21 protein-coding genes and 4 tRNA genes are annotated in these 20,120 nt (G+C 35.9%); 19 read left to right on the top strand and 6 right to left on the bottom strand.

Annotated elements, in window-relative coordinates; translation table 11 throughout:
- Positions 1–44: 44 nt before the first annotated feature.
- The 17 genes from F3J23_RS16065 to F3J23_RS15985 all read left to right on the top strand — a co-directional run bounded on the left by F3J23_RS16065 (position 45) and on the right by F3J23_RS15985 (position 11,786).
- Positions 45–668, top strand: a complete 624-nt coding sequence (locus tag F3J23_RS16065; RefSeq protein ID WP_410498006.1) for a WbqC family protein — start codon at positions 45–47, stop codon at positions 666–668.
- A gap of 85 nt (positions 669–753) precedes the next feature.
- Positions 754–2,436 carry a S8 family serine peptidase gene (locus F3J23_RS16060; protein WP_167031235.1) on the top strand — a complete coding sequence of 561 codons (1,683 nt, stop codon included), beginning with the start codon at positions 754–756 and terminating at the stop codon, positions 2,434–2,436.
- Between the two features lie 124 nt (positions 2,437–2,560).
- Positions 2,561–3,052: a lipocalin family protein gene (locus F3J23_RS16055; protein WP_167031232.1), complete on the top strand. Its 492-nt coding sequence runs from the start codon at positions 2,561–2,563 to the stop codon at positions 3,050–3,052.
- 26 nt (positions 3,053–3,078) lie between these two features.
- Positions 3,079–3,768: an OmpA family protein gene (locus F3J23_RS16050; RefSeq protein WP_167031229.1), complete on the top strand. Its 690-nt coding sequence runs from the start codon at positions 3,079–3,081 to the stop codon at positions 3,766–3,768.
- Between the two features lie 195 nt (positions 3,769–3,963).
- Positions 3,964–4,851 carry a decaprenyl-phosphate phosphoribosyltransferase gene (locus tag F3J23_RS16045; protein WP_167031226.1) on the top strand — a complete coding sequence of 296 codons (888 nt, stop codon included), beginning with the start codon at positions 3,964–3,966 and terminating at the stop codon, positions 4,849–4,851.
- Positions 4,848–6,167 carry an FAD-dependent oxidoreductase gene (locus F3J23_RS16040; protein ID WP_167031223.1) on the top strand — a complete coding sequence of 440 codons (1,320 nt, stop codon included), beginning with the start codon at positions 4,848–4,850 and terminating at the stop codon, positions 6,165–6,167. The genes F3J23_RS16045 and F3J23_RS16040 overlap by 4 nt, the downstream gene beginning before the upstream one ends.
- Positions 6,167–6,892 (top strand): SDR family NAD(P)-dependent oxidoreductase, encoded by a 726-nt coding sequence (locus F3J23_RS16035; protein WP_167031220.1) that lies wholly within the window; start codon positions 6,167–6,169, stop codon positions 6,890–6,892. Before F3J23_RS16040 ends, F3J23_RS16035 begins: the two co-directional genes overlap by 1 nt.
- Positions 6,893–6,895: 3 nt before the next feature.
- Complete coding sequence (locus F3J23_RS16030; protein ID WP_167031217.1) at positions 6,896–7,483, top strand: HAD family hydrolase; 588 nt, start codon at positions 6,896–6,898, stop codon at positions 7,481–7,483.
- Between the two features lie 24 nt (positions 7,484–7,507).
- Positions 7,508–7,978 carry a hypothetical protein gene (locus tag F3J23_RS16025; RefSeq protein ID WP_167031214.1) on the top strand — a complete coding sequence of 157 codons (471 nt, stop codon included), beginning with the start codon at positions 7,508–7,510 and terminating at the stop codon, positions 7,976–7,978.
- Between the two features lie 2 nt (positions 7,979–7,980).
- Positions 7,981–9,156: a cysteine desulfurase family protein gene (locus F3J23_RS16020; protein ID WP_167031211.1), complete on the top strand. Its 1,176-nt coding sequence runs from the start codon at positions 7,981–7,983 to the stop codon at positions 9,154–9,156.
- Between the two features lie 83 nt (positions 9,157–9,239).
- Entirely contained in the window at positions 9,240–9,557 is a 318-nt protein-coding gene (trxA, locus tag F3J23_RS16015; RefSeq protein ID WP_027374941.1) for a thioredoxin, read from the top strand.
- A gap of 126 nt (positions 9,558–9,683) precedes the next feature.
- Positions 9,684–9,757 (top strand) — tRNA-Asp (locus F3J23_RS16010).
- A 32-nt stretch (positions 9,758–9,789) separates the two neighbouring features.
- Positions 9,790–9,863, top strand: a tRNA-Asp gene (locus F3J23_RS16005).
- Positions 9,864–9,895: 32 nt separating this feature from the next.
- A tRNA-Asp gene (locus tag F3J23_RS16000) sits at positions 9,896–9,969 on the top strand.
- A 33-nt stretch (positions 9,970–10,002) separates the two neighbouring features.
- Positions 10,003–10,076, top strand: a tRNA-Asp gene (locus F3J23_RS15995).
- A gap of 102 nt (positions 10,077–10,178) precedes the next feature.
- A complete protein-coding gene (locus F3J23_RS15990) occupies positions 10,179–10,601 on the top strand; it encodes a hypothetical protein (protein ID WP_167031209.1) in 423 nt (140 codons plus the stop codon).
- Between the two features lie 141 nt (positions 10,602–10,742).
- Positions 10,743–11,786, top strand: coding sequence for a L,D-transpeptidase (locus F3J23_RS15985; protein ID WP_185156468.1), 1,044 nt, complete (start codon positions 10,743–10,745; stop codon positions 11,784–11,786).
- On the opposite strand, the gene F3J23_RS15980 is transcribed toward F3J23_RS15985, so the two are convergent.
- The 3 genes from F3J23_RS15980 to F3J23_RS15970 all read right to left on the bottom strand — a co-directional run bounded on the left by F3J23_RS15980 (position 11,779) and on the right by F3J23_RS15970 (position 14,386).
- Positions 11,779–12,306, bottom strand: coding sequence for a hypothetical protein (locus F3J23_RS15980; protein WP_167031206.1), 528 nt, complete (start codon positions 12,304–12,306; stop codon positions 11,779–11,781). The genes F3J23_RS15985 and F3J23_RS15980 overlap by 8 nt on opposite strands.
- A 5-nt stretch (positions 12,307–12,311) precedes the next feature.
- Positions 12,312–13,625, bottom strand: a complete 1,314-nt coding sequence (locus F3J23_RS15975) for a retropepsin-like aspartic protease (protein WP_167031203.1) — start codon at positions 13,623–13,625, stop codon at positions 12,312–12,314.
- Positions 13,626–13,747: 122 nt separating this feature from the next.
- Positions 13,748–14,386, bottom strand: coding sequence for an alpha/beta hydrolase (locus tag F3J23_RS15970; protein ID WP_167031200.1), 639 nt, complete (start codon positions 14,384–14,386; stop codon positions 13,748–13,750).
- Positions 14,387–14,635: 249 nt separating this feature from the next.
- On the opposite strand from F3J23_RS15970, the gene F3J23_RS15965 reads away from it, so the two are divergent.
- Positions 14,636–15,067 (top strand): hypothetical protein, encoded by a 432-nt coding sequence (locus F3J23_RS15965; protein WP_228455359.1) that lies wholly within the window; start codon positions 14,636–14,638, stop codon positions 15,065–15,067.
- Positions 15,068–15,114: 47 nt separating this feature from the next.
- Here the strand turns inward: F3J23_RS15965 and F3J23_RS15960 are convergent, their stop codons facing one another.
- Together F3J23_RS15960 and F3J23_RS15955 are read right to left on the bottom strand one after the other, a co-directional pair.
- Positions 15,115–15,753: a response regulator gene (locus F3J23_RS15960; RefSeq protein WP_167031194.1), complete on the bottom strand. Its 639-nt coding sequence runs from the start codon at positions 15,751–15,753 to the stop codon at positions 15,115–15,117.
- Positions 15,743–17,737: a sensor histidine kinase gene (locus F3J23_RS15955; RefSeq protein WP_167031191.1), complete on the bottom strand. Its 1,995-nt coding sequence runs from the start codon at positions 17,735–17,737 to the stop codon at positions 15,743–15,745. The genes F3J23_RS15960 and F3J23_RS15955 overlap by 11 nt, the downstream gene beginning before the upstream one ends.
- 178 nt (positions 17,738–17,915) lie before the next feature.
- Here F3J23_RS15955 and F3J23_RS15950 point away from each other — a divergent pair, with 178 nt between their 5' ends.
- A complete protein-coding gene (locus tag F3J23_RS15950; protein ID WP_167031186.1) occupies positions 17,916–18,422 on the top strand; it encodes an outer membrane protein in 507 nt (168 codons plus the stop codon).
- A 196-nt stretch (positions 18,423–18,618) separates the two neighbouring features.
- Here the strand turns inward: F3J23_RS15950 and tyrS are convergent, their stop codons facing one another.
- The gene (gene tyrS / locus F3J23_RS15945; RefSeq protein WP_167031183.1) at positions 18,619–19,914 is read right to left on the bottom strand and encodes a tyrosine--tRNA ligase; all 1,296 of its coding nucleotides are present in this window, start codon (positions 19,912–19,914) and stop codon (positions 18,619–18,621) included.
- Positions 19,915–20,120 lie beyond the last annotated feature (206 nt).

The following is a 20,120-nucleotide window of genomic DNA, read 5'->3' as shown; positions in this document are numbered from 1 at the left end:
TAAAATAGAATGAAGTATTTGAAAAAATACTTCATTTTTGTATTATGAATATGAAGAATGTATTATTGCCGGCATTTTATTTGCCTCCGGTTTCATGGTTTTCAGTGTTTTTGGATGCTGAGAATGAAATTGTATTTGAACAATTTGAAAACTTCCCGAAACAGACATACAGAAACCGGGCAAACATCTATGGAGCCAACGGAAAATTATCATTAATAATTCCAATCCATCATAACGGGAAAAGAGAATTTAAAGATATTGAAATCTCTTACCGTGAAGATTGGAGAACACTCCATTGGAAATCCATTAAAACAGCTTACCAAAGCTCACCTTATTTCGAATATTACGAAGAAAAGTTCAGAAAAATATTTGATCTGAAAGAAAAATTCCTGCTTGATTTTAACCTTAAAGGGATAGAAGTGATCCAACAGATACTTAAAACAGAAAAGGCACACTCTTTGAATGAAGAATATATCAAAAATCCGGAAAGCATTAATTTAAGAGAGAAGTTCTCGGCAAAGCATCCTTCAGAATTTGAAATGGAAGCATATTACCAGACATTCTCAGACAAATTGGGATTTTTAGAAGATTTGTCAGTTTTAGATCTTATTTGTAACAAAGGCCCTGAAACGATGACTTATATAAAAAGTATAAAACAATCATATTAATTAAGATATCGCTATTCATAAAGTTCACAGCAATATGGCAAGGTACTATAGCGATTGATTAAAACCTTAAATTAAATATCAGCATATGAAAAAGGTATTATTAGCTGCAGTTTTTTTAGCAGGTTTTAGCTTTTCCTTTGCACAGGAATCCAAAGCTAAAAGTATTGACCCAAATGAAGATAAGGATCTGATGACATGGTATCATAAAGATTTTTCAACTTCCAAAGTATATGGTGTAAATACAGAAAATGCTTATAAATATTTAGAATCTAAAGGCTTAAAGCCTAAAACTGTAGTAGTTGGAGTTTTAGATAGCGGTGTACAGGTAGATCACCCGGGATTGGTGAAAAATGTATGGAATAATCCTAACGAAATTCCCGGAAACGGTAAAGATGATGACGGAAACGGATACATCGATGATGTACATGGATGGAATTTCATCGGAGGGAAAAACGGAGATATTGATATCGACAATATGGAAGTAACAAGAGTAGTTGCCAAGTATAAGCCGATCTTTGAAGGGGATGATTCCGCAAAAAATAAAGCCAACCAGGTTAAAATGAAGGATGATTTTGATATGTACATGAAAGCTAAAGATCTTTTCAATAAAAAAAGTATCGAAGCAAAACAAAACTTCCAAACTTATTCTATGCTGAACGATTTGATTCCTAATATGGTAAAACTATTAGGAGGAAAACCTGTAACAGCTGAAACTATTTCTGCAATTAAAGCACCTACAGACCAAAAAGATGCAATTGCACTTGAATTCTTAGGGCAGATCTCTCAAAGCCCTGAATTTAAAGGAAAATCAGCAGCTGAATTTGAAAAAGCAATGAAGGAGCAGATGAAGGAAGCAATCGACCACTTCGCTCCAGCAGCAAAACAATATGATCTGAGCTATGATCCGAGAAAAGAAATCGTAGGAGATAACTATGATGATTACAACGAAAAAATCTACGGAAACAACCATTATGAAGGCCCGGATGCAGAACACGGAACTCACGTGGCAGGAATCATTGCAGGACTTCCACAAGGAAAAGAAGTTCAGTACGGAGTAGCTTCAAAAGTTGCAAAGATAATGTCTGTAAGAACCGTTCCTAACGGAGATGAGAGAGATAAAGACGTTGCCAATGCCATCAGATATGCCGTAGACAACGGAGCAAAAGTTCTGAATATGAGCTTCGGTAAGCCTGTTTCACCAGGGAAGAATGTAGTTTGGGATGCATTCAAATATGCAGAAGATAAAGGAGTTCTCCTGGTAAAAGCTGCAGGTAACGAAAACGAAGATGTTGCAGAACATCTGGCTTATCCTACCAACTTTAAAAATGTTACAGATGACAAACCATTTGTAAGCAATGTTCTTGTGGTAGGGGCAAGTACCAATAAAAACAATGAACTGAGAGCAGATTTCTCCAATTACAATAAGAAAATGGTTAATGTATTCGCTCCGGGAGAAGAGATTTATTCTACCGTTCCTAAGAACGAATACAGATACCTTCAGGGAACTTCAATGGCTTCACCGGTTGCAGCCGGAGCAGCAGCCGTTTTATTGGCTTATATGCCAGACCTGAAGCCTTACCAGATTATTGAAGCGCTTGTAAAATCCAGTAATCCAAGTACAGCTAATGGATTTGCTGATTACTCTCAGTCTGGAGGTGTTATTGACGTGAAAAAAGCAGCAGAATATGCTTATAATAATTTCTATAACGGGAAACCAGCAGGCAAAACAAAACCTTCGAAATCCGTAAAAAAGGCTGTTAAAAAATAATTTATCTTCCTGTATTTAAGGAGAAACCATAAAGAGTCCGAATTTTTTTCGGACTTTTTATTTTTATTTTAAATCTTGGCACGGTTTTTTGTAACTTTATAGTAACAAAATAATAAACAACAAAATGAAAAAGTTACTACTTGCAGGGATGTTAGGAACATCACTTTTTGCAGTGTCGTGTTCCTCTGTTAATAAAGCAGCTACATCTCAAAATCAGAGAGCAGACTTCCTTAAAATGAAGGGAGATTGGGAGATTGTTAGCATAGATTATGATAAAGGGTTTAAAATCAAACCTTTTGATGAAGGAGCGGATGCACAATGCTTCGTAGGAAGCCACTGGAGATTGATTCCTAATAACTGGACAGGAGCGTATACTTTAAACGGAGGTGGAAATTGCCCGGCAGTTACACAACCTATCAAATTTGAAGTAAAAGACGGTAATACGTTTATGTTTAAAAAAATTGCTGCGGGTACTAAAGCAAAACAAAATATAGCTGGATACACTCTTACACTGATCAATCAGACAACAGATCAGTTTTCACTTCAGCAAGACGTTCCATTTGAAGGAGGTAATGTAAAAGTAGTTTACAACTTCCAGAGAGCAGGAATGAAATAATTTATCAACATAAAAGATCAAAAAAAATGAAATTTACAAAAACATACGTAGGAGCTCTTTTCTTGTCATCAGCATTATTATTGACAAGTTGTGAAGCAGTACAAAATTCAAATCACCAACAAAGAGGTACGGCTGTAGGAGCTGCATCAGGAGCTGTATTAGGAGGTATTTTAGGAAACAATGTAGGTAGAGGTGGAAATGGAGCTATCGGTGCCGTATTAGGAGGTATTATAGGTGGTGTTGCCGGTAACGTTATTGGTAACAAAATGGATAAGCAGGCGAAAGATATCAAAGAAACATTACCGGGAGCACAGGTAGAAAGAGTAGGAGATGGTATTAAAGTTACTATGAATGAAAGTATTGTAAACTTTGCTTTCGATTCTTCAAATCTTACTTCTGTGGCACAAACCAACCTGGATAAACTGGCAACAGTATTAGGAGATAACCCTGATACCAATATTAACATCTATGGTTATACAGACAGTGTAGGTAAAGATGCGTATAACTTAGCTCTTTCACAAAGAAGAGCAGATGCGGTAAAAGCTTACTTAGTAGGGAAAGGAATTGCATCAAGCAGAATGTTCACAAAAGGTGAAGGTAAAAATATGCCGGTTGCAAGCAATGATACGGATGAAGGAAGAGCTAAAAACAGAAGAGTAGAGTTTGCCATTACTGCAAATGAAAAAATGATTAATGACGCCAAACAAGGACAGTAATTAATTTAACACATAAATATTTTCGTAAAAGACCGCCCCGGCGGTTTTTTTTGTATTTTTATGCTGGAAATTTTGAATTTATTACTTTTGTATTAGAAACTTTTATGATTCAAAACCCTTGAAGTACACAAAAAATGATAAAGGTTTCTGACAATCATTAAAAAACAAATAAAAATTTCGGAAGAAATAACATAAATGAAGAAATATTTAAAACTGCTCCGTGTAGAGCAATGGGTGAAGAACCTGTTTGTATTTGTCCCTCTGTTCTTTTCAGGTAATATCACCAATTTTGATTTACTTCTTAAAAGTATTTTTGCATTTGTCATTTTTTCCCTGGCGGCAAGTGTTGTTTATATTCTGAATGATTATAATGATATTGAAGCAGACAGAAAACATCCCGAAAAAAGGAGACGACCTTTAGCCAGTGGTGTTATTTCAAAATCAAAAGCAATCGGAATCCTTATCGGGTTGGTAATTGCAGATATTGTACTTGTATTTTCCGCTCAGCTTTACTTTCATCAGGCGCTTTGGAAATTCGAAGCAATCATTGCTTTTTATGTCGTAATGAATCTGGCGTATACATTTAAACTTAAACATGTTCCTATTATTGATATCTTCATTATTGCCATAGGATTTGTACTGCGGGTACTGGCCGGTGGTTATATTACAGGAATCAGTATTTCACAATGGGCTATTTTATTAACTTTTGTGCTGGCGCTGGTACTGGCTATAGGAAAAAGGAGAGGTGAGCTTATCAATGCTCAGGTCTCAGGAAAAACAAGAAGAGCACTGGATGGTTATAACGTTCAGTTTGCAGATATTGCTCTGTCTATTTCCATTACACTGGCCATCGTATGTTATCTCATGTTTACCCTGTCGCCGGAAGTTCAGGCAAGATTTCATAAAAGGGTTTTCTATACAGTGGTTTTTGTAGTATTTGCATTATTGCGATATCTGCAGCAGACACTGGTATATAACAGAACCGAATCTCCAACGAAGATTGTTTACAGAGACCGCTACATACAGGTTACTTTATTACTTTGGGTAGCCACATTTTTAATTCAAATCTACTTTAAGAAATGAAGCCGAATTTCATACAGAAAGTTACAAATTGGGGTAATTTCCCAATCGTAGAAAAAGAAATGAGATCTGAGGACAGCTTCAAAAAAATAAAAGAATTTGTACTCAATCATAACGAAGTTATTGCAAGAGGAAACGGAAGATGCTATGGAGATGCTTCGTTGGGAGAATCTATATTTTCTACAAAAAAATTAAATAAATTCATCAGTTTTGACCGTTTAAACGGTGTTATAGAATGCGAATCCGGAGTCCTGCTTTCGGATGTCCTGGAAATAGCAGTTCCTCAAGGATATTTTTTATATGTTACTCCCGGTACAAAGTTTATTTCAGTAGGAGGAGCCATTGCTTCTGATGTGCATGGAAAGAATCACCATGCAGAAGGATGTTTCTCTGAATATGTGATTGAATTTAAATTAATGACCGAAAACGGGGAAATCATTACCTGTTCAAGAGATGAAAATGCTGAAAAGTTCTGGGCTACAATTGGCGGAATGGGACTTACAGGAATTATTCTAACAGCAAAATTTAAGCTTAAAAATATAGAATCTGCATACATCCGACAGGAAAGCATCAAAGCAGAAAACCTTGATGAGATCTTTAGACTGTTTGATGAAAGCGAAAACTGGACTTATACGGTAGCCTGGATCGATTGTCTTCAGAAAGGTAAAAACATCGGAAGAAGTATTCTGATGAGAGGAGAGCATGCTTTTCAACATGAACTTCCGCAAAACCTTGCCAAAACACCTTTAAGATTAAAGAAAAAATTACAGCCTACGGTTCCTTTCTATTTTCCTGGATTTGTATTGAATGCATTGACCGTAAAAATCTTCAACTGGCTGTACTATAAAAAACAGTCTAAAAAAGAAGTGAAGAACTTTATCGATTATGAAACATTCTTTTATCCGCTGGATGTAATCAATGACTGGAACAAGATTTATGGGAAATCCGGGTTTATTCAATATCAGATGGTGATTCCTAAAGAAGCAGGAAAAGAAGGAATGAAAAGAATTCTGGAAACAATAGCCAAAAGCGGAAACGGTTCATTCTTAGCCGTATTAAAATTATTCGGAAAACATAATCAGGAAGCTTACAACTCATTTCCGGTAGAAGGATATACATTGGCTTTGGATTTTAAAGTGAATTCGAAACTGAAAAAGCTGGTAGACCAGCTTGATGGCATTGTTCAGGAATTCGGGGGTAGAATTTACCTTACGAAAGACAGCATGAGCAGGTCATCACTTACCAACTACCTGAAAAATATTCGAAATCCTAAATTTGTGTCTTTACAGCACAAAAGAATCATAAATAACAACTCGTAATGATAGTTCTTGGAAGTACATCTGAAGTAGCACAGGCGTTTGTGGAAAAAGCACTTCAGGAAGGAGAAAAGTTTGAAAAAATCTATCTTTTTACCTCAAATAAAGAAACTACAGAGAGGTTTGCAAGACATATTGATGTGAAGTTTCTGCAGCAGGCCGAAGTAATTGAACTGGATCTGATGAAAGAAATTGATTACAACAAATTTGATCATATCAATTCAAATGTATTATTTTGTGCCGTAGGATATTTGGGAGAAGGAACAGAAGAAGGGTTATATGATAACAGGAATACGGAACGTATTATTGATATCAATTATTCAAAGCTGGTGCCTGTAATGAATTATTTTGCTCAAAAATTTGAAAGCAGAAGATCGGGAACAATCATTGGCCTTTCATCAGTAGCGGGAGATAGGGGAAGACAGAGTAATTTTATCTATGGAAGTGCAAAAGCAGCTTTTACAGCTTATTTAAGTGGTTTGAGGAATTATCTTTTTGATAAGAAAGTTCATGTTCTCACCATTAAACCAGGCTTTATGGCTACTAAAATGACAGAAGGACTTCCTTTGAACCCAAAACTGACAGCCACTCCCAAACAGGCAGCAGCGTGTATCTATAAAGCCTTTAAAAAGGAAAAGAATGTGGCATATGTTTTGCCGGTTTGGAGTATTATTATGATGATTATCAGGAATATCCCTGAGTTTATATTCAAAAAATTAAAGCTTTAAAAAATGAAAAAATTGTATTGTTTTGATTTTGACGGAACCCTAACGTATAAGGATACCATGTTTATGTATCTTAAATTCTACGATTCTACAAAATACCGTATACAATTTTTAAGACATGTACCTCTCTTTATTCTGCTGAAACTTAAACTGGCAGAAACAGAAAAGGTAAAGAAAAGTTTTATCGGTTCTATTTTAAAAGGACAAACCCAGGAAAAAATTGAACTGAAATCCAAACAATTCTTTGAATTGCATTATCCTAAAATTGTAAGGGAGAATGCCTTAGACTTTATTAAAAATATCGATAGGAATAATACACAAAGCTTATTGGTGACAGCCTCACTGGATATCTGGGTGAAGCCATTTGCTGAAGAACTGAAAATGGAGCTTGTTTCTACGCGGGCAGAGTTTAAAAACGGGATTTTTACAGGCAATTTTGTCGGGAAAAATTGTAACGGAAAAGAAAAACTGGTGAGAATTAAAGAAGAAATCAATGATTCCAGGTACGATAAAATTATCGCATTTGGTGATACTTCCGGAGATCGGCCAATGTTGAAGTGGGCAAATGAGGGACATTACCAATTTTTTCATTAATTTTGGGAGATAAAATTGTAAAAAATGAAAAGCCTGTTGATAACATGTGCAGCAATCTTTATGAGCTGTGCAGGCGCACCATCTCAAAAGTCAGTTGCTATGCAGAATAGTGCAGAGCTCCTTGTTTCTGAATCACAGGGAGGAGCGGAAACACCCGGCTTTAGAATCATCAAAGATGAAAAGGATTTTCGTAACGTAATCCGTGGAAGTTTTGGAATTGTAGACTTAGGAAAAGATGCTCCGAACGTCAGCTATCCGAAATTCCCGAAAGACAAAAAAGTGGTCCTGTATAATCTGGGAACTTTCAGATCAGGAAGCCACCAGATCAGAGAGATTAAAGGAACTGCTTTGAAGAATAATATACTGTATGTGGAAGTTCCTGCCGGTGAACCATCCGGAGGAATGGAAATTCAGGTTATTTCCAGCCCTTGGTTTATATTTACAGTCCCTTCAGATTACCAGTTTTCCTCCGTAGAATTAAAATATTCAAAATAATAATGGATAAAGTATATTTAGATAATGCCGCAACCACTCCGCTTGCAGAAGAAGTTATAGATGCAATGGTGGGCACTATGAAGATGAATTTCGGAAACCCGTCTTCAACGCATAGCTTCGGACAAGAAGCAAAGATCCTTATTGAAAATGTAAGAAGACAGGTTGCAGACTATCTTCATGTAACTCCTGCTGAAATCATTTTCACTTCCTGTGGAACCGAATCAAACAACATGATCATCAAATCTGCAGTAGAACACCTTGGAGTAGAAAGAATCATCAGCTCTCCTTTAGAACACAAATGCGTGTCTGAAAGTATTCTGGATATGAAAAACAGAAAAGGAGTAGAAGTAAATTATATCCGTCCCAATGAAAAAGGAGATATTGATCTTAATAAATTAGAAGAATTATTAAAAGCTTCAGATAAAAAAACACTGGTAAGCTTAATGCATGCCAACAACGAGATCGGGAACATCATTAATCTTAAGAATGTTGCAGAACTTTGCAAAGAGCATAACGCTCTTTTCCACTCGGATACGGTACAGACAATGGCTCACATGAATCTTGATTTCTCTGATATTCCTGTAGACTTCGCTTCTTGCAGTGCCCATAAATTTCATGGCCCGAAAGGAGCTGGTTTTGCCTTCATCAGAAAAGCAACAGGTATGAAAGGAATCATTACCGGAGGACCTCAGGAAAGAAGCCTAAGAGCAGGAACTGAAAATGTTTGTGGTATTGTAGGACTTGGTAAGGCATTGGAGCTTTCTCTTAATCATATGGAAGCCTATACCAATCATATGCAGGAAATTAAAGATTATGCGATCGAAAGACTATCTGCCGAGATAGAAGGAATAAAATTCAATGGAAGAAGCGCTGAGAAGGAGAACAGTCTTTATACCGTGTTAAGTGCCTTATTGCCTTATAAAAACCCATTAATAGGACTTCAGCTGGATATGAAAGGGATTGCTATTTCTCAAGGAAGTGCATGCTCGTCCGGAGCCTCAAAGCCTTCAATGGTAATGATGATGGTACTTTCTGAGGATGAAATGGATCATTGTACACCATTACGTATTTCTTTCAGCCATATGACTACAAAAGCAGAAATCGATACACTGGTAAACGCTTTAAAGGAAATTTCAAAAGATTACACTATAGAAAAAACTAATGTTGAGCATAGATAGTCTTATGCATTAAAAATCGTAATTTTGAACATCCGAAAAAGACAAAAAAGAAAATAATATTAATTAAAATAAAAGAAACAAAAATGGCTTTAGAAATTACAGACAGCTCATTTCAGGATACGGTTTTAAAATCAGATAAACCGGTATTAGTAGACTTCTGGGCAGTATGGTGCGGACCTTGCAGAACTTTAGGACCAATCATCGAAGAAGTAGCATCAGATTTTGAAGGTAAAGCAGTAGTAGGAAAAGTAGACGTGGACAACAACCAGGAAATCTCTATGCAGTATGGTATCAGAAATATTCCTACAGTTCTTATCTTTAAGAACGGAGAAGTAGTGGACAAATTAGTAGGTGTAGCTCCAAAAGAGGTAATCGCTGAAAAATTAAGCGCTCACTTATAAAAAATTAAGTTTGATAATGAATGTCTTCCATGATTGGGAGACATTTTTTTTGAAAATAATTTGTGGGTAATAAAAAAAGGTGTAATTTTGCAACCACGAAAAAGAAACGAAGTTCTTTACATTTTTGATCCGGTAGTTCAGTTGGTTAGAATGCCGCCCTGTCACGGCGGAGGTCGCGGGTTCGAGTCCCGTCCGGATCGCAGAAGTTTTCTCAATTTCTTTTTAAAAAATTGATCCGGTAGTTCAGCTGGTTAGAATGCCGCCCTGTCACGGCGGAGGTCGCGGGTTCGAGTCCCGTCCGGATCGCAGAAGTTTTCTCAATTTCTTTTTAAAAAATTGATCCGGTAGTTCAGCTGGTTAGAATGCCGCCCTGTCACGGCGGAGGTCGCGGGTTCGAGTCCCGTCCGGATCGCAGAAGTTTTCTCAATTTCTTTTTAAAAAAATTGATCCGGTAGTTCAGCTGGTTAGAATGCCGCCCTGTCACGGCGGAGGTCGCGGGTTCGAGTCCCGTCCGGATCGCAAAAAGTCTTCTAGAAATAGAAGACTTTTTTATTTCTATACAGTTCATATTTTTTGTATGCTGATGTTTTATGGTTATTTTAGCGGGTAAACAATGAGTTGATGTCAAAAAGAAAATTTATCCTGCTTTCCATACTTAAGACCTGGCTGTTATCTACAATCCTTACCGTTATTTTTCTGATTATATTTTTGAGTCTTACAAAAGAAGTCAGGGAAACACCGAGATATTGTGATATGAGTGGCTTGGTATATGGCTTTGCCATTTTGGGATTACTTTCATTAAGTATACTTTCTTTTTGCAGTCTTTTTTCTATTTTAAAATCATTTCAGGGAAAAATGAAAGTACTATTGACTTGGTTTTTGGTTCCGTTTATTGTGTCTTTATATTCATTTTTAATAATTATGGATGGAGAAGTGTCTGGTGAAGGAATTTTCATTTTTCTAATTATGGCTCTGCCTTGGTGGGCGCTCTGGATATATCATTATAACAGATATATTGTTCTTTATAATGAAATCAATCATTAAAGAGGATAAACTGATCAGTTACTCTTCATTTATCATAATGAAAATTCCGTTTTTTTACGGTATTTTTAATAATGTCTTTTAGGATTCAATTTTAGGTCTGATATTTGTACTGGGTAGCCAAACTAAATGACCGATTTATTTATGAAGAACATATCTGTGAAAAAATCATTTCTATACGCGTGCTTGTGTGCAGTTTTCCTAGTTTCCTGTAAAAAAGAAATAGAAAAAATAAGCGATACTTTTAAAGATACTGTCTCTGCTTCAGAAACACCGGAAGCAGAAAAAGACTCTGTGAAGAAAGACTCCGTACCTGTGGTGAAGAAAGAATCTGTTCCGCCGGTAATGCAGGAGAATGGGTTTTATAATGCTTTTGTTCTTCCAAAAGATAAGAAGATGCGTGATTCCATCTATTCTGAATATAGTAAAAAATACAGTGTAGAAGAACGTACGGCTATTCTGGCTTTAAACAGACTGGATTCTAAAAGTAAATGGAATGCGGATACTCTGGTAGTTCCTGCAAAAATAGACACTACACTTATGGCTTATTCTCCGTTTCCGATGCAGCTGGATGTATTAAGTGGTGTGAAGAAATTTGTGATCTTTTCATACCCGATACAGGCTTTTGGAGTGTATTCCAATGGAAGTCTTGTAAGATGGGGGCCAACCAGTATGGGTAAAAAAGCAGCTCAGACAACAAGAGGACTTACTTTTGCCAACTGGAAAAAGAAACTGGCAATCTCTACGGTAAGCAGTGAGTGGAAACTTCCTTATAATTTTAATATCCATAATATTGGCGGTATCGGGTGGCATGAATACACACTTCCCGGATATCCTGCCTCACACTCTTGTCTGCGATTATTGAGAAAAGATGCACAATGGCTGTACTCTTATGCAGATACCTGGATACTGAATCCGGGTGGGGCCACTACAAAAGCAAGAGGTACTGCAGTAATGGTATTCGGAGACTATAAATGGGGAGGAAGAAAGCCCTGGAGAAAACTTCTGGATGATCCGAATGCCAACAATATTTCTGTTGAAGAACTTACAAAACTTCTGGAGCCGGAGGTTCCGAAAATGCTGAAAGAGCAGAGTAACAGAGAAAAAGTAGTAGACTCCATTAAGATGGCAAAAGCTTCGGCTGTACCGGTTCAGAATGAAAAGCCTGCGGAATTTCCTGCTAATTAATTTTCTTTTCAAACTGCAAAGTAGATTCTTCAGCAAACTTTCTCAGTTTAAGCATTTCGTCTTTGCCTTTATGCTGCCCGAATCTTGCAGCAATATAAGTAAGCAGAATAAAAAATAACATTACAAAAGAAGCGCTCAGTGCCCACGGGTATTCAGCGCTTTTTATTTGTTTTTCCACATAGTACATGGTGAAGAACGTCATCCAGAGTATGGAGAAAGAAAAATAGAGGAACATAAAAAATGTCCACACTGCAGAGCTGGGGCCAAATACTCCGCGTATTACGGTGTGTTCGTCTTCAATTTCTACCCGTAAGGCAAGGCGGGGTTTCCAGTAACTGTCATATTCTGTTTCCACCCAGATGGTAGCAACTTCTTTGTTGATGTTGCCTGCAAACTCATCTTTATGCCCAGTGAGATATTGCTTTAGATTGTCAGCATATTCTTCCTTAGTAAGATGCGTAAACATTTTGAACCTTGGGCGGGTTCTTATTCTGTCTAATGTGGTTTCTTCAGTTTTCATACACTTTATTCTTGATAAGGAATTGGATCTTCCAGCGTGAAGCTTAAAGTAAGCTCCTGGTTTTTTCTTTGAACAACCATAGTGATTGTTCGTCCTTCATTAGATTTCATGAGTTCCACTATTTTTTCCAGTGTCATATCCGAAGTTTTGGCTCCGTTAATACTGAGGATTCTATCATCTTTTTTCAGGCCGGCTTCATAAGCAGGAGAATCTTTCCTTACTCCGGCAATAGAAAATATAGGTTTTAAACTGAATTTATATTGAAATGCGCTGAATTCATTTATGGCAACAGATGAATTTTTAGTTTCAATTTTTACCCTGTCCTGCTCCCATTCTAATCCGTCCTGCCTGAAATCCAGTCCACTCATATTAAAGTGAAAAGGATCATCAAAATGTCTGTTTTTCTTCAAATATAACTTTTTATTGGGATAATCAAAAACTACTGCAAACCGCCGCATGATTTCACTGCCTACAGAACCTTTCCTGTTTTCCACTAGATTGACGTGTTGGATAGAAAATTCATCAGGCATAGCCGTAAGGGGTTTTTCAAATTTAAAACTTCCAACATAAAAATTATGGATACGGCTTCTTTTACCGTAAATATCTCCATTGAAGCCGCGTCCCAGAAAATCATCAATATTAGGTCTGTTATAAACAAAATTTTTAATGAGAGTAGGGAATAGCCATAGCGCATCACTATTTCCAAGATCAATCAACAGCTTTGACTCTTTCTTTTCATTAGTCATTTCCACATCGGCATGAAGATAGGGTTTGTCTCTTTCTATTGTAATAGGAATTTCTTCAAATTTTCTTAGTTTCTTTTTTAAAAGATCCGGATTTTCATAAACGGTTAATTTTTTTGTCAGATAATCAATGTAAACAAGATGATCTTTGAAAAAATGGTATCCGATCACTCCATTCACAGGAATTCCGACATGAGAAGAAATATTAAACTCCTCATCAATAATAATATAGAGAGACATTGAGGTGTTAATAATAACATCCCCTATTTTGCCCAGATTACGATCTGCCTTTAAACCGTCAATGCTTAAGCTTCCTCCAAGCCCGGAAAACTTAACTTTTTCTACATTTTCAAGCTTCAGTTCTTTATTTTCGAGGCTGAAAAGAATAGTTTCCGAAACACCGGTATCCAACAGAAACGTGAGATCAACACCATTTACATTGATAGGGATAAAGATAAGGTTGTTGATAAACTGAAAAGGAATAACTGCTTTTTTGGTATTAATCAGTTCAAAAGAGTTTTGTGCATTCACAAAAACGCTTAAAAAAAATCCTAGTAAAAGAAATTTAAATTTCATTTACTGAATTTAGTGAAATTATAGATATGATAATAAAAAAACATTCCAAATACAGGAATGTTTGTATAAACTACAATAAATTGAGTGGTATGTTGTGAATTTAATTCAAATGGAAGTTCCGTTTATTTAGAAAAAAAATCCATTAAATCCATATAATTTTTCTGATTAACACCATGCCCGCTCATATATTCTCTGAAAGTAAAATAGCAGCCAAGATCATAAAGAAGTTCAGCACCTTTTCTTGCCCATTCTAAAGGAATAACTGCATCATCTGTACCATGTGAAACAAAGAAACGAAGTCCCTCCAGTTTCTTTTTATCTTTGATCATACCGTCAAGGAGCTTATCTTCAGGATAACTGCTGAGACATGCAACGTAGTTAAACAGTTCAGGATATTTTAAGGCTAGTGAATAACACAATATTCCTCCCTGGCTGAAGCCGCATAAATGTGTTTTACTCTCCGTAAGACCATAATGGTTGATGATCTTCAGGATGCTTTCTAATACAGCATTTAGAGATTCTTTAGCCTGAGGTAAATCAATAAAGTTTTCAGGATCATTGAAGTTGATATCATACCATGAATATCCTTCAAATTGGGTATCATGAGGAGCTCTGAAGCTTACAATAATCCAGTCATTGGGAAGAGTTTCTCTGAAACTGAAAAGATCCTGCTCATTGCTGCCATAGCCGTGAAGCATAAAAAGAATAGGGGTATTTGGGGTAATATTTTCCGGCTCTCTTACTAGGTAATCTAAATTCATACAGCAAATATAATTAATAAATTACATTCAGGATTCTAAGTTTTATTATTCGTATAAAGAACTTGAGGCTCACGGTGCTTTATGTTTAATGATTGATTATTTGGAGTATATAATTGGATTTTAAGAGTGATTTCTGTTTTTTGTTAATTTGATAGTGTTTGCAAATCTTTATTGGAAATTTTTCATAAAAGTTATTTTTATATTAATAAAAAACTTATATTTGAAACATTAAAAAATCTATTTGGAGAAATGAAGCAATTTTACAATTCAAAAAGTTTACTTAGACTTTCTTTTTTATTCGTTTTATTATTTTCTGTGATTACCGTTGTAAATTCTTGTAAAAAAGATGACGACGAAGACTTTAAAGATCACGTTGTTCAATTTGAAGTAAAAACAACTGCCGGAGCTGATATCATCAGTATTGTGACGCAAGTAGGAACTGTTCAGAATACAATGTACAATACAACACAAACCCCTTTAAAGTCACCCTGGACAAGTGGAGAATTCTTTGTGAACTCCAGCCAGGCACAGCTAAACCTTGACGCGAATGCATCAATGCCGGATGATAATTCAGAATTGACGATCAATCTTTATATTGACGGAGAAGTGGTAAGAACCGTTAAGAAAAAAGGAAAAGGAGTATTAGTAGCTTCTATTGATTATAGCTTCTTAGAGCCATAAAATTAATTAATTTATATAAAATGAAACCGCTTTTTCAAGCGGTTTTTTTATTCCTCAATCAAGCGTTGTTGCACTGCCCGGTTGATAAGCTCTGTTGAATTTTTCGCATGGAACTTCTGCAATAAATTTTTACGATGAGTATCCACAGTGAGGGGACTCAAAAAAAGTTCTTCTGCAATTATATTGCTGGTTTTTCCCTGAGCTACCAGCTGGAGAATTTGTTTTTCCCGTTTGGTAAGCCTCGGAATTGGAACATCATTTTGAGAAGGACGGCTGATAATCTGTTTGGTTTCGTTACAGAAAACAATGTCTCCGGAAAGAGCTCCTTTGATACATATCACCAATTCATTGATAGAAGTATTCTTGAGCAGATATCCACTCGCTCCGTTTTGTATAGACTGCATAATAATGCTTCGTTCAGAACGGTTACTGAACATAATTACGGAGGTTTCCGGGGATATTTTTTTGATTTCCCTGCAGAGTTCAGTTCCATTGGCATCAGGTAAAGCAATATCCAGAAGTATGATATCAACTTTATGAGACCGGATATAGCTCATGGTTTCGGAGCCGGAAACGAAACTTTCAGCCACATTAAAAAATGGTTGGCTGTTCAACATCATTCTCAGACCTTCTATGACGATAGGATGATCGTCTACGATGACAATATTTATTTTTTCATTCTCCATTTATATTAAGTTCTATATTAATTGTAGTCCCCTGATGGTCAGAAGTTATTTCCATCTTTCCCTTCAGATAATTAACCCTGTTTTTCAGATTACGAAGTCCCAGGCTTTTGGTAGTCTTTTCTATATCTTTATTGAACCCTTTTCCATTATCCTCAACCGTGATCAGGAAATTTTCTCTGGATTGAGAACATTGTAACAGAATATTGCTTGCTTGAGCATGTTTTACGGCATTAGCCAATAACTCCTGTACGATTCTGTAAATATTAAGCTGAATATTTAATGGCAGATCTTTTTCAATATTGATCGCCTGAAAATCAATTTCGAGATTTTTTCTGTTATAAAATTCACACAGATCATGTAGAGCGGTTTCCAAACCAAAATTAAGCAATGATTCCGGCATTAAATTTCGGGCTACATGCCTGAGTTCGCTCACTGCACCGTCCAGTTGCTTCAGAATCTTATAAAAATCCTTGTCTTTTTCATAATCTAAATTACTGGATGACCAGGTAGAAAAGTTGATTTTAACTCCGGCGAGCATTCCGCCCAGACCATCATGCAGATCTCTTGCAATACGTTCCCTTTCTCTTTCTTCACCATCAAGAATTGCTTTAGTAAGCGATAGCTCTTCCTTTTGTTTAATATCTTCAATCTTCTGCTGAAGGTTGATTTCTTTTTGCTCGGATAATTTTTTATTTTTTCTGTAAATGATGAATAAGAAGATCAAAAGACTCAAAAATAATAACAGAATAAGACTCAGTACCCACAAATAAGAGTTCTTTTGATTAACTTCCATCTGTTTCTGATTTTTTTCAGAATTAAGGAAAGCTATTTTTTTCTCTTTCTCAGAAGTATTAAATTTGGTTTCCAGCTTATTGATTTCCAGTTTAACATTTTCAGCGTTCAGGCTGTCATTTAATTTGGAATATTTTTTCTCCCACGCCAGTGCCTCCTGAGGATTTCCCATAATTTCATTGAGGTTAGAAAGATGGCTGTAAATCGTTTTTCTGTTGTTAAGATCTCTGGAAAGTGTCCTCTCCTCTAATATTTCTTCTAAAAGCTGTTTGGCTTCCGTATATCTTTTTAATTTTTTGAAAATGTCATATTTGTGAAAATAAAACATTTGTATTTGTAGTTTCTGATTGAATTTTTTAGCATAAGATAGTCCTTTTTCAATGGTCTGAAGTGCTTGTATATAATCTTGATTACCAATAAAATACAATGCTTTATTAAAATAATAAAAAGTATTGTAAGAAGAGTTCTGATAAGGGCGTATCATATTCCCTGCTTTATCTAGGAATTGCTTTCCTATGCTGCATTTTACCTGATAACAATAGTTACTGTTTGTATTAAGATAGGCATAAAATAACTCGGTAGAATGGGGTGCTTTCTTTTCAAGTATCCGGAGGGCTTTTTCATTGTAGATTCCTGCTTTTTCAAATTCTGCATTATAAGTAAGCATTAAGGCAAGCTGAGTGTATAAGTACCCCAGAATTTTACTGTCCCCATTTTTTTCAGCAATGGGAATGCTTTTTTCGAGCATAGTTTTGATCAGGAACGGATATCCTTGTTTATTTTTCTGTGAAACTCCATAATGATACCAGCATAAACCCAAATAAAAATCAGCTTTGGTATTTTTTAGTTGAGAAAGTATTGAAATAGCTTTTTGGAATGACTCGGTTGCTTTTTCTTTATTCTGATCCTGATAATATTGGCCTTCATAATAGTAGTAAACTGCAGAAATAAAATGATCTTTTCCACCTGCTGCTTTTCCATTTTCCAAATACTCTTTGCTTAAAACAGTATCCATATTTTTATAATAACTGGATAAAAGAAAGTAGGCATTAGCTTTTGAAAGATTGTTCACATTGCTATTCACAGTAAGCTGCAGGCTGTCAATATATCTTTTTTCATCAAGAGGAAACAAGCCCTGAGCCTTTACTGTAAAGTGGATTAAAATATACAGAAGACAAAGTAATCTGTTCATCAGTTTGATTTTCAGTGTTGCCAGGTTATTTTTTTATTACATGTGAAGATAATTAAAAAAATACGGATGAAAAATACCTAAAAATCAGTAGAAAAAAATACGGATTTTTAAGGGTTGTGTTTTGTTGTATTCACGGATAGTTTTGCAGAACAGAAGAATACAGAAAATTAACTAGAGAATGAAAAAAAGAATTTTTATGCTGGGAATGATTTCCCTTTTTGGAAGTATAAACGCCCAGAGATTACAGAAAGGTGAAGCCCAGATCAATGCAGACATTGGGGTGGCAAATGGATGGGGGCTTCCGATATCAGCAGGAGTAGATTATGCAATTCATAACGATATTACAGTAGGTATTGAAGGAAGTTATGCTACGGAGAACTATTATGGGGATATAAAAGGGAGATGGTTCGGGGCAGGAATCAATGGAAATTATCATTTTAATACTTTACTTAAAATTCCAAACAAATGGGATTTTTATGCAGGAGCAACCTTAGCTTATAATTCCTTTTCCTACAAATATAAAGGATCTGATTATGACTACTATGACGGGAAATCTTCGGGAATAGGTTTCGCAGGACAGGTAGGCGGAAGATATTTTTTTACTAAAAATCTTGCCGTGCATGTAGAATTAGGAGGTGGATCTGTTGCTTCAGGAGGAAAAGGTGGTGTTACTTATAAATTCTAACTATATTTCAATAAAGTTTTTAATACTAATCAGTTTTTTTCAGAGTTTTTTTTATTGCCTTAAATGATTTTACGACATTTAAAAAATGGTAACTTTCTCAATTTGGCCGTGAAAATTGTCACGGCTTTTGTTATTATAGCAAAATGAAAAAGACTGTCAGAGACAGTCTTTTTTATATGTTGAAATATTATCCGGTCTATTGAACTTTTACAATGAAGTAGCTTTTTTTACCTTTTTGAAGCAATAGGAATTTTCCGTCAATAAGATCAGTTTCATTAGCCATAAAAGTATCATTTACTTTTTGCTTATTTACAGAAATTGAATTTCCCTTAATTTCCCTTTGTGCCTCACTTTTAGATTTTAAGAAACCTGATTTTTCAGAAAGAAGATCAATAATATTCACTCCTAATACATCAGCTTTTGCAATTTCTTTCTGAGGAACCCCATCAAAAACCTCAAGGAAAGTTGCTTCATCAAGGCTTACAAGGTCTTCAGCAGTAGAACGTCCGAAAAGGATTTCAGAAGCTTTCAGAGCTTTTTCATATTCCTCTCTTCCATGTACCCAAATCGTTACCTCTTCAGCCAGTTTCTTTTGCAGCTTTCTTTCGTGTGGAGCTGTTTTGTGTTCTTCAATTAAAGCTTCAATCTCCTCTTTTCCAAGGAAAGTATAGAATTTGATGAACCTTTCAGCATCCTCATCCGTAGCATTTAACCAGAACTGGTAGAATTTGTATGGAGAAGTTTTCTTTTTATCGAGCCAGTAGTTTTCTCCACTTTCAGATTTTCCGAATTTGGAACCATCCGCTTTTGTGATCAAAGGAACCGTTAATGCAAAGGCCTCACCTTGAGCTTTTCTACGGATCAGTTCTGTTCCTGTTGTGATATTTCCCCATTGATCAGAACCTCCCATCTGTAACTTTACATTGTTGTTCTGATATAAATGAAGAAAATCATATCCCTGAATTAACTGATATGTAAATTCCGTAAAACTCATTCCGTCTGCACCGCTTTCCCCTGAGAATCTTTTCTTCACAGAATCTTTGGCCATCATATAGTTAACCGTAATATTCTTCCCGATATTTTTAGCAAAATCAAGGAAAGAGATATTTTTCATCCAGTCGTAGTTATTTACCAGTTCAGCTTGATTGGGCTCGTTACCCTCAAAATTCAAAAATTTTGAAAGCTGGTTCTTCAGGCAGTCAACATAATGTAAAAGAGTTTCCTCATCCAAAAGGTTTCTTTCTGCAGATTTTCCGGACGGATCTCCGATCATCCCGGTAGCACCTCCCACTAAAGCTATCGGCTTGTGGCCATGCTGCTGAAAGTGAGCTAGAATTTTTATCTGAATAAGACTTCCGATATGTAAAGAATCGGCAGTAGGATCAAAACCAATATATGCAGTAGTTACCTCTTTATTCAGTTGTTCATCGGTTCCTGGCATCATATCGGCAAACAGACCACGCCATTTCAGTTCTTCTATAAAGGAATTCATTTGATTTTTTACTTTAAAATTTTACCGTGCAAAGATAGTAAATTCAGAAGTATTAAGGGTGAAAAAGCAAAAAGGAGGAACTGCAAAATTGTGAAACGGTTTTTTATAGATGTATTTGAAGAAAGTTGATGTACGGAAGGGGGGTAAGAGGGCGAAAAGGTGAAATAGTATTTAATCCCTGCAGATGAGCAAGGCCGTATTTATAG

Source organism: Chryseobacterium sp. Tr-659, from assembly GCF_011752975.1.
Classification (GTDB): domain Bacteria; phylum Bacteroidota; class Bacteroidia; order Flavobacteriales; family Weeksellaceae; genus Chryseobacterium.
This window is presented reverse-complemented; position numbering and strand designations above follow the sequence as displayed.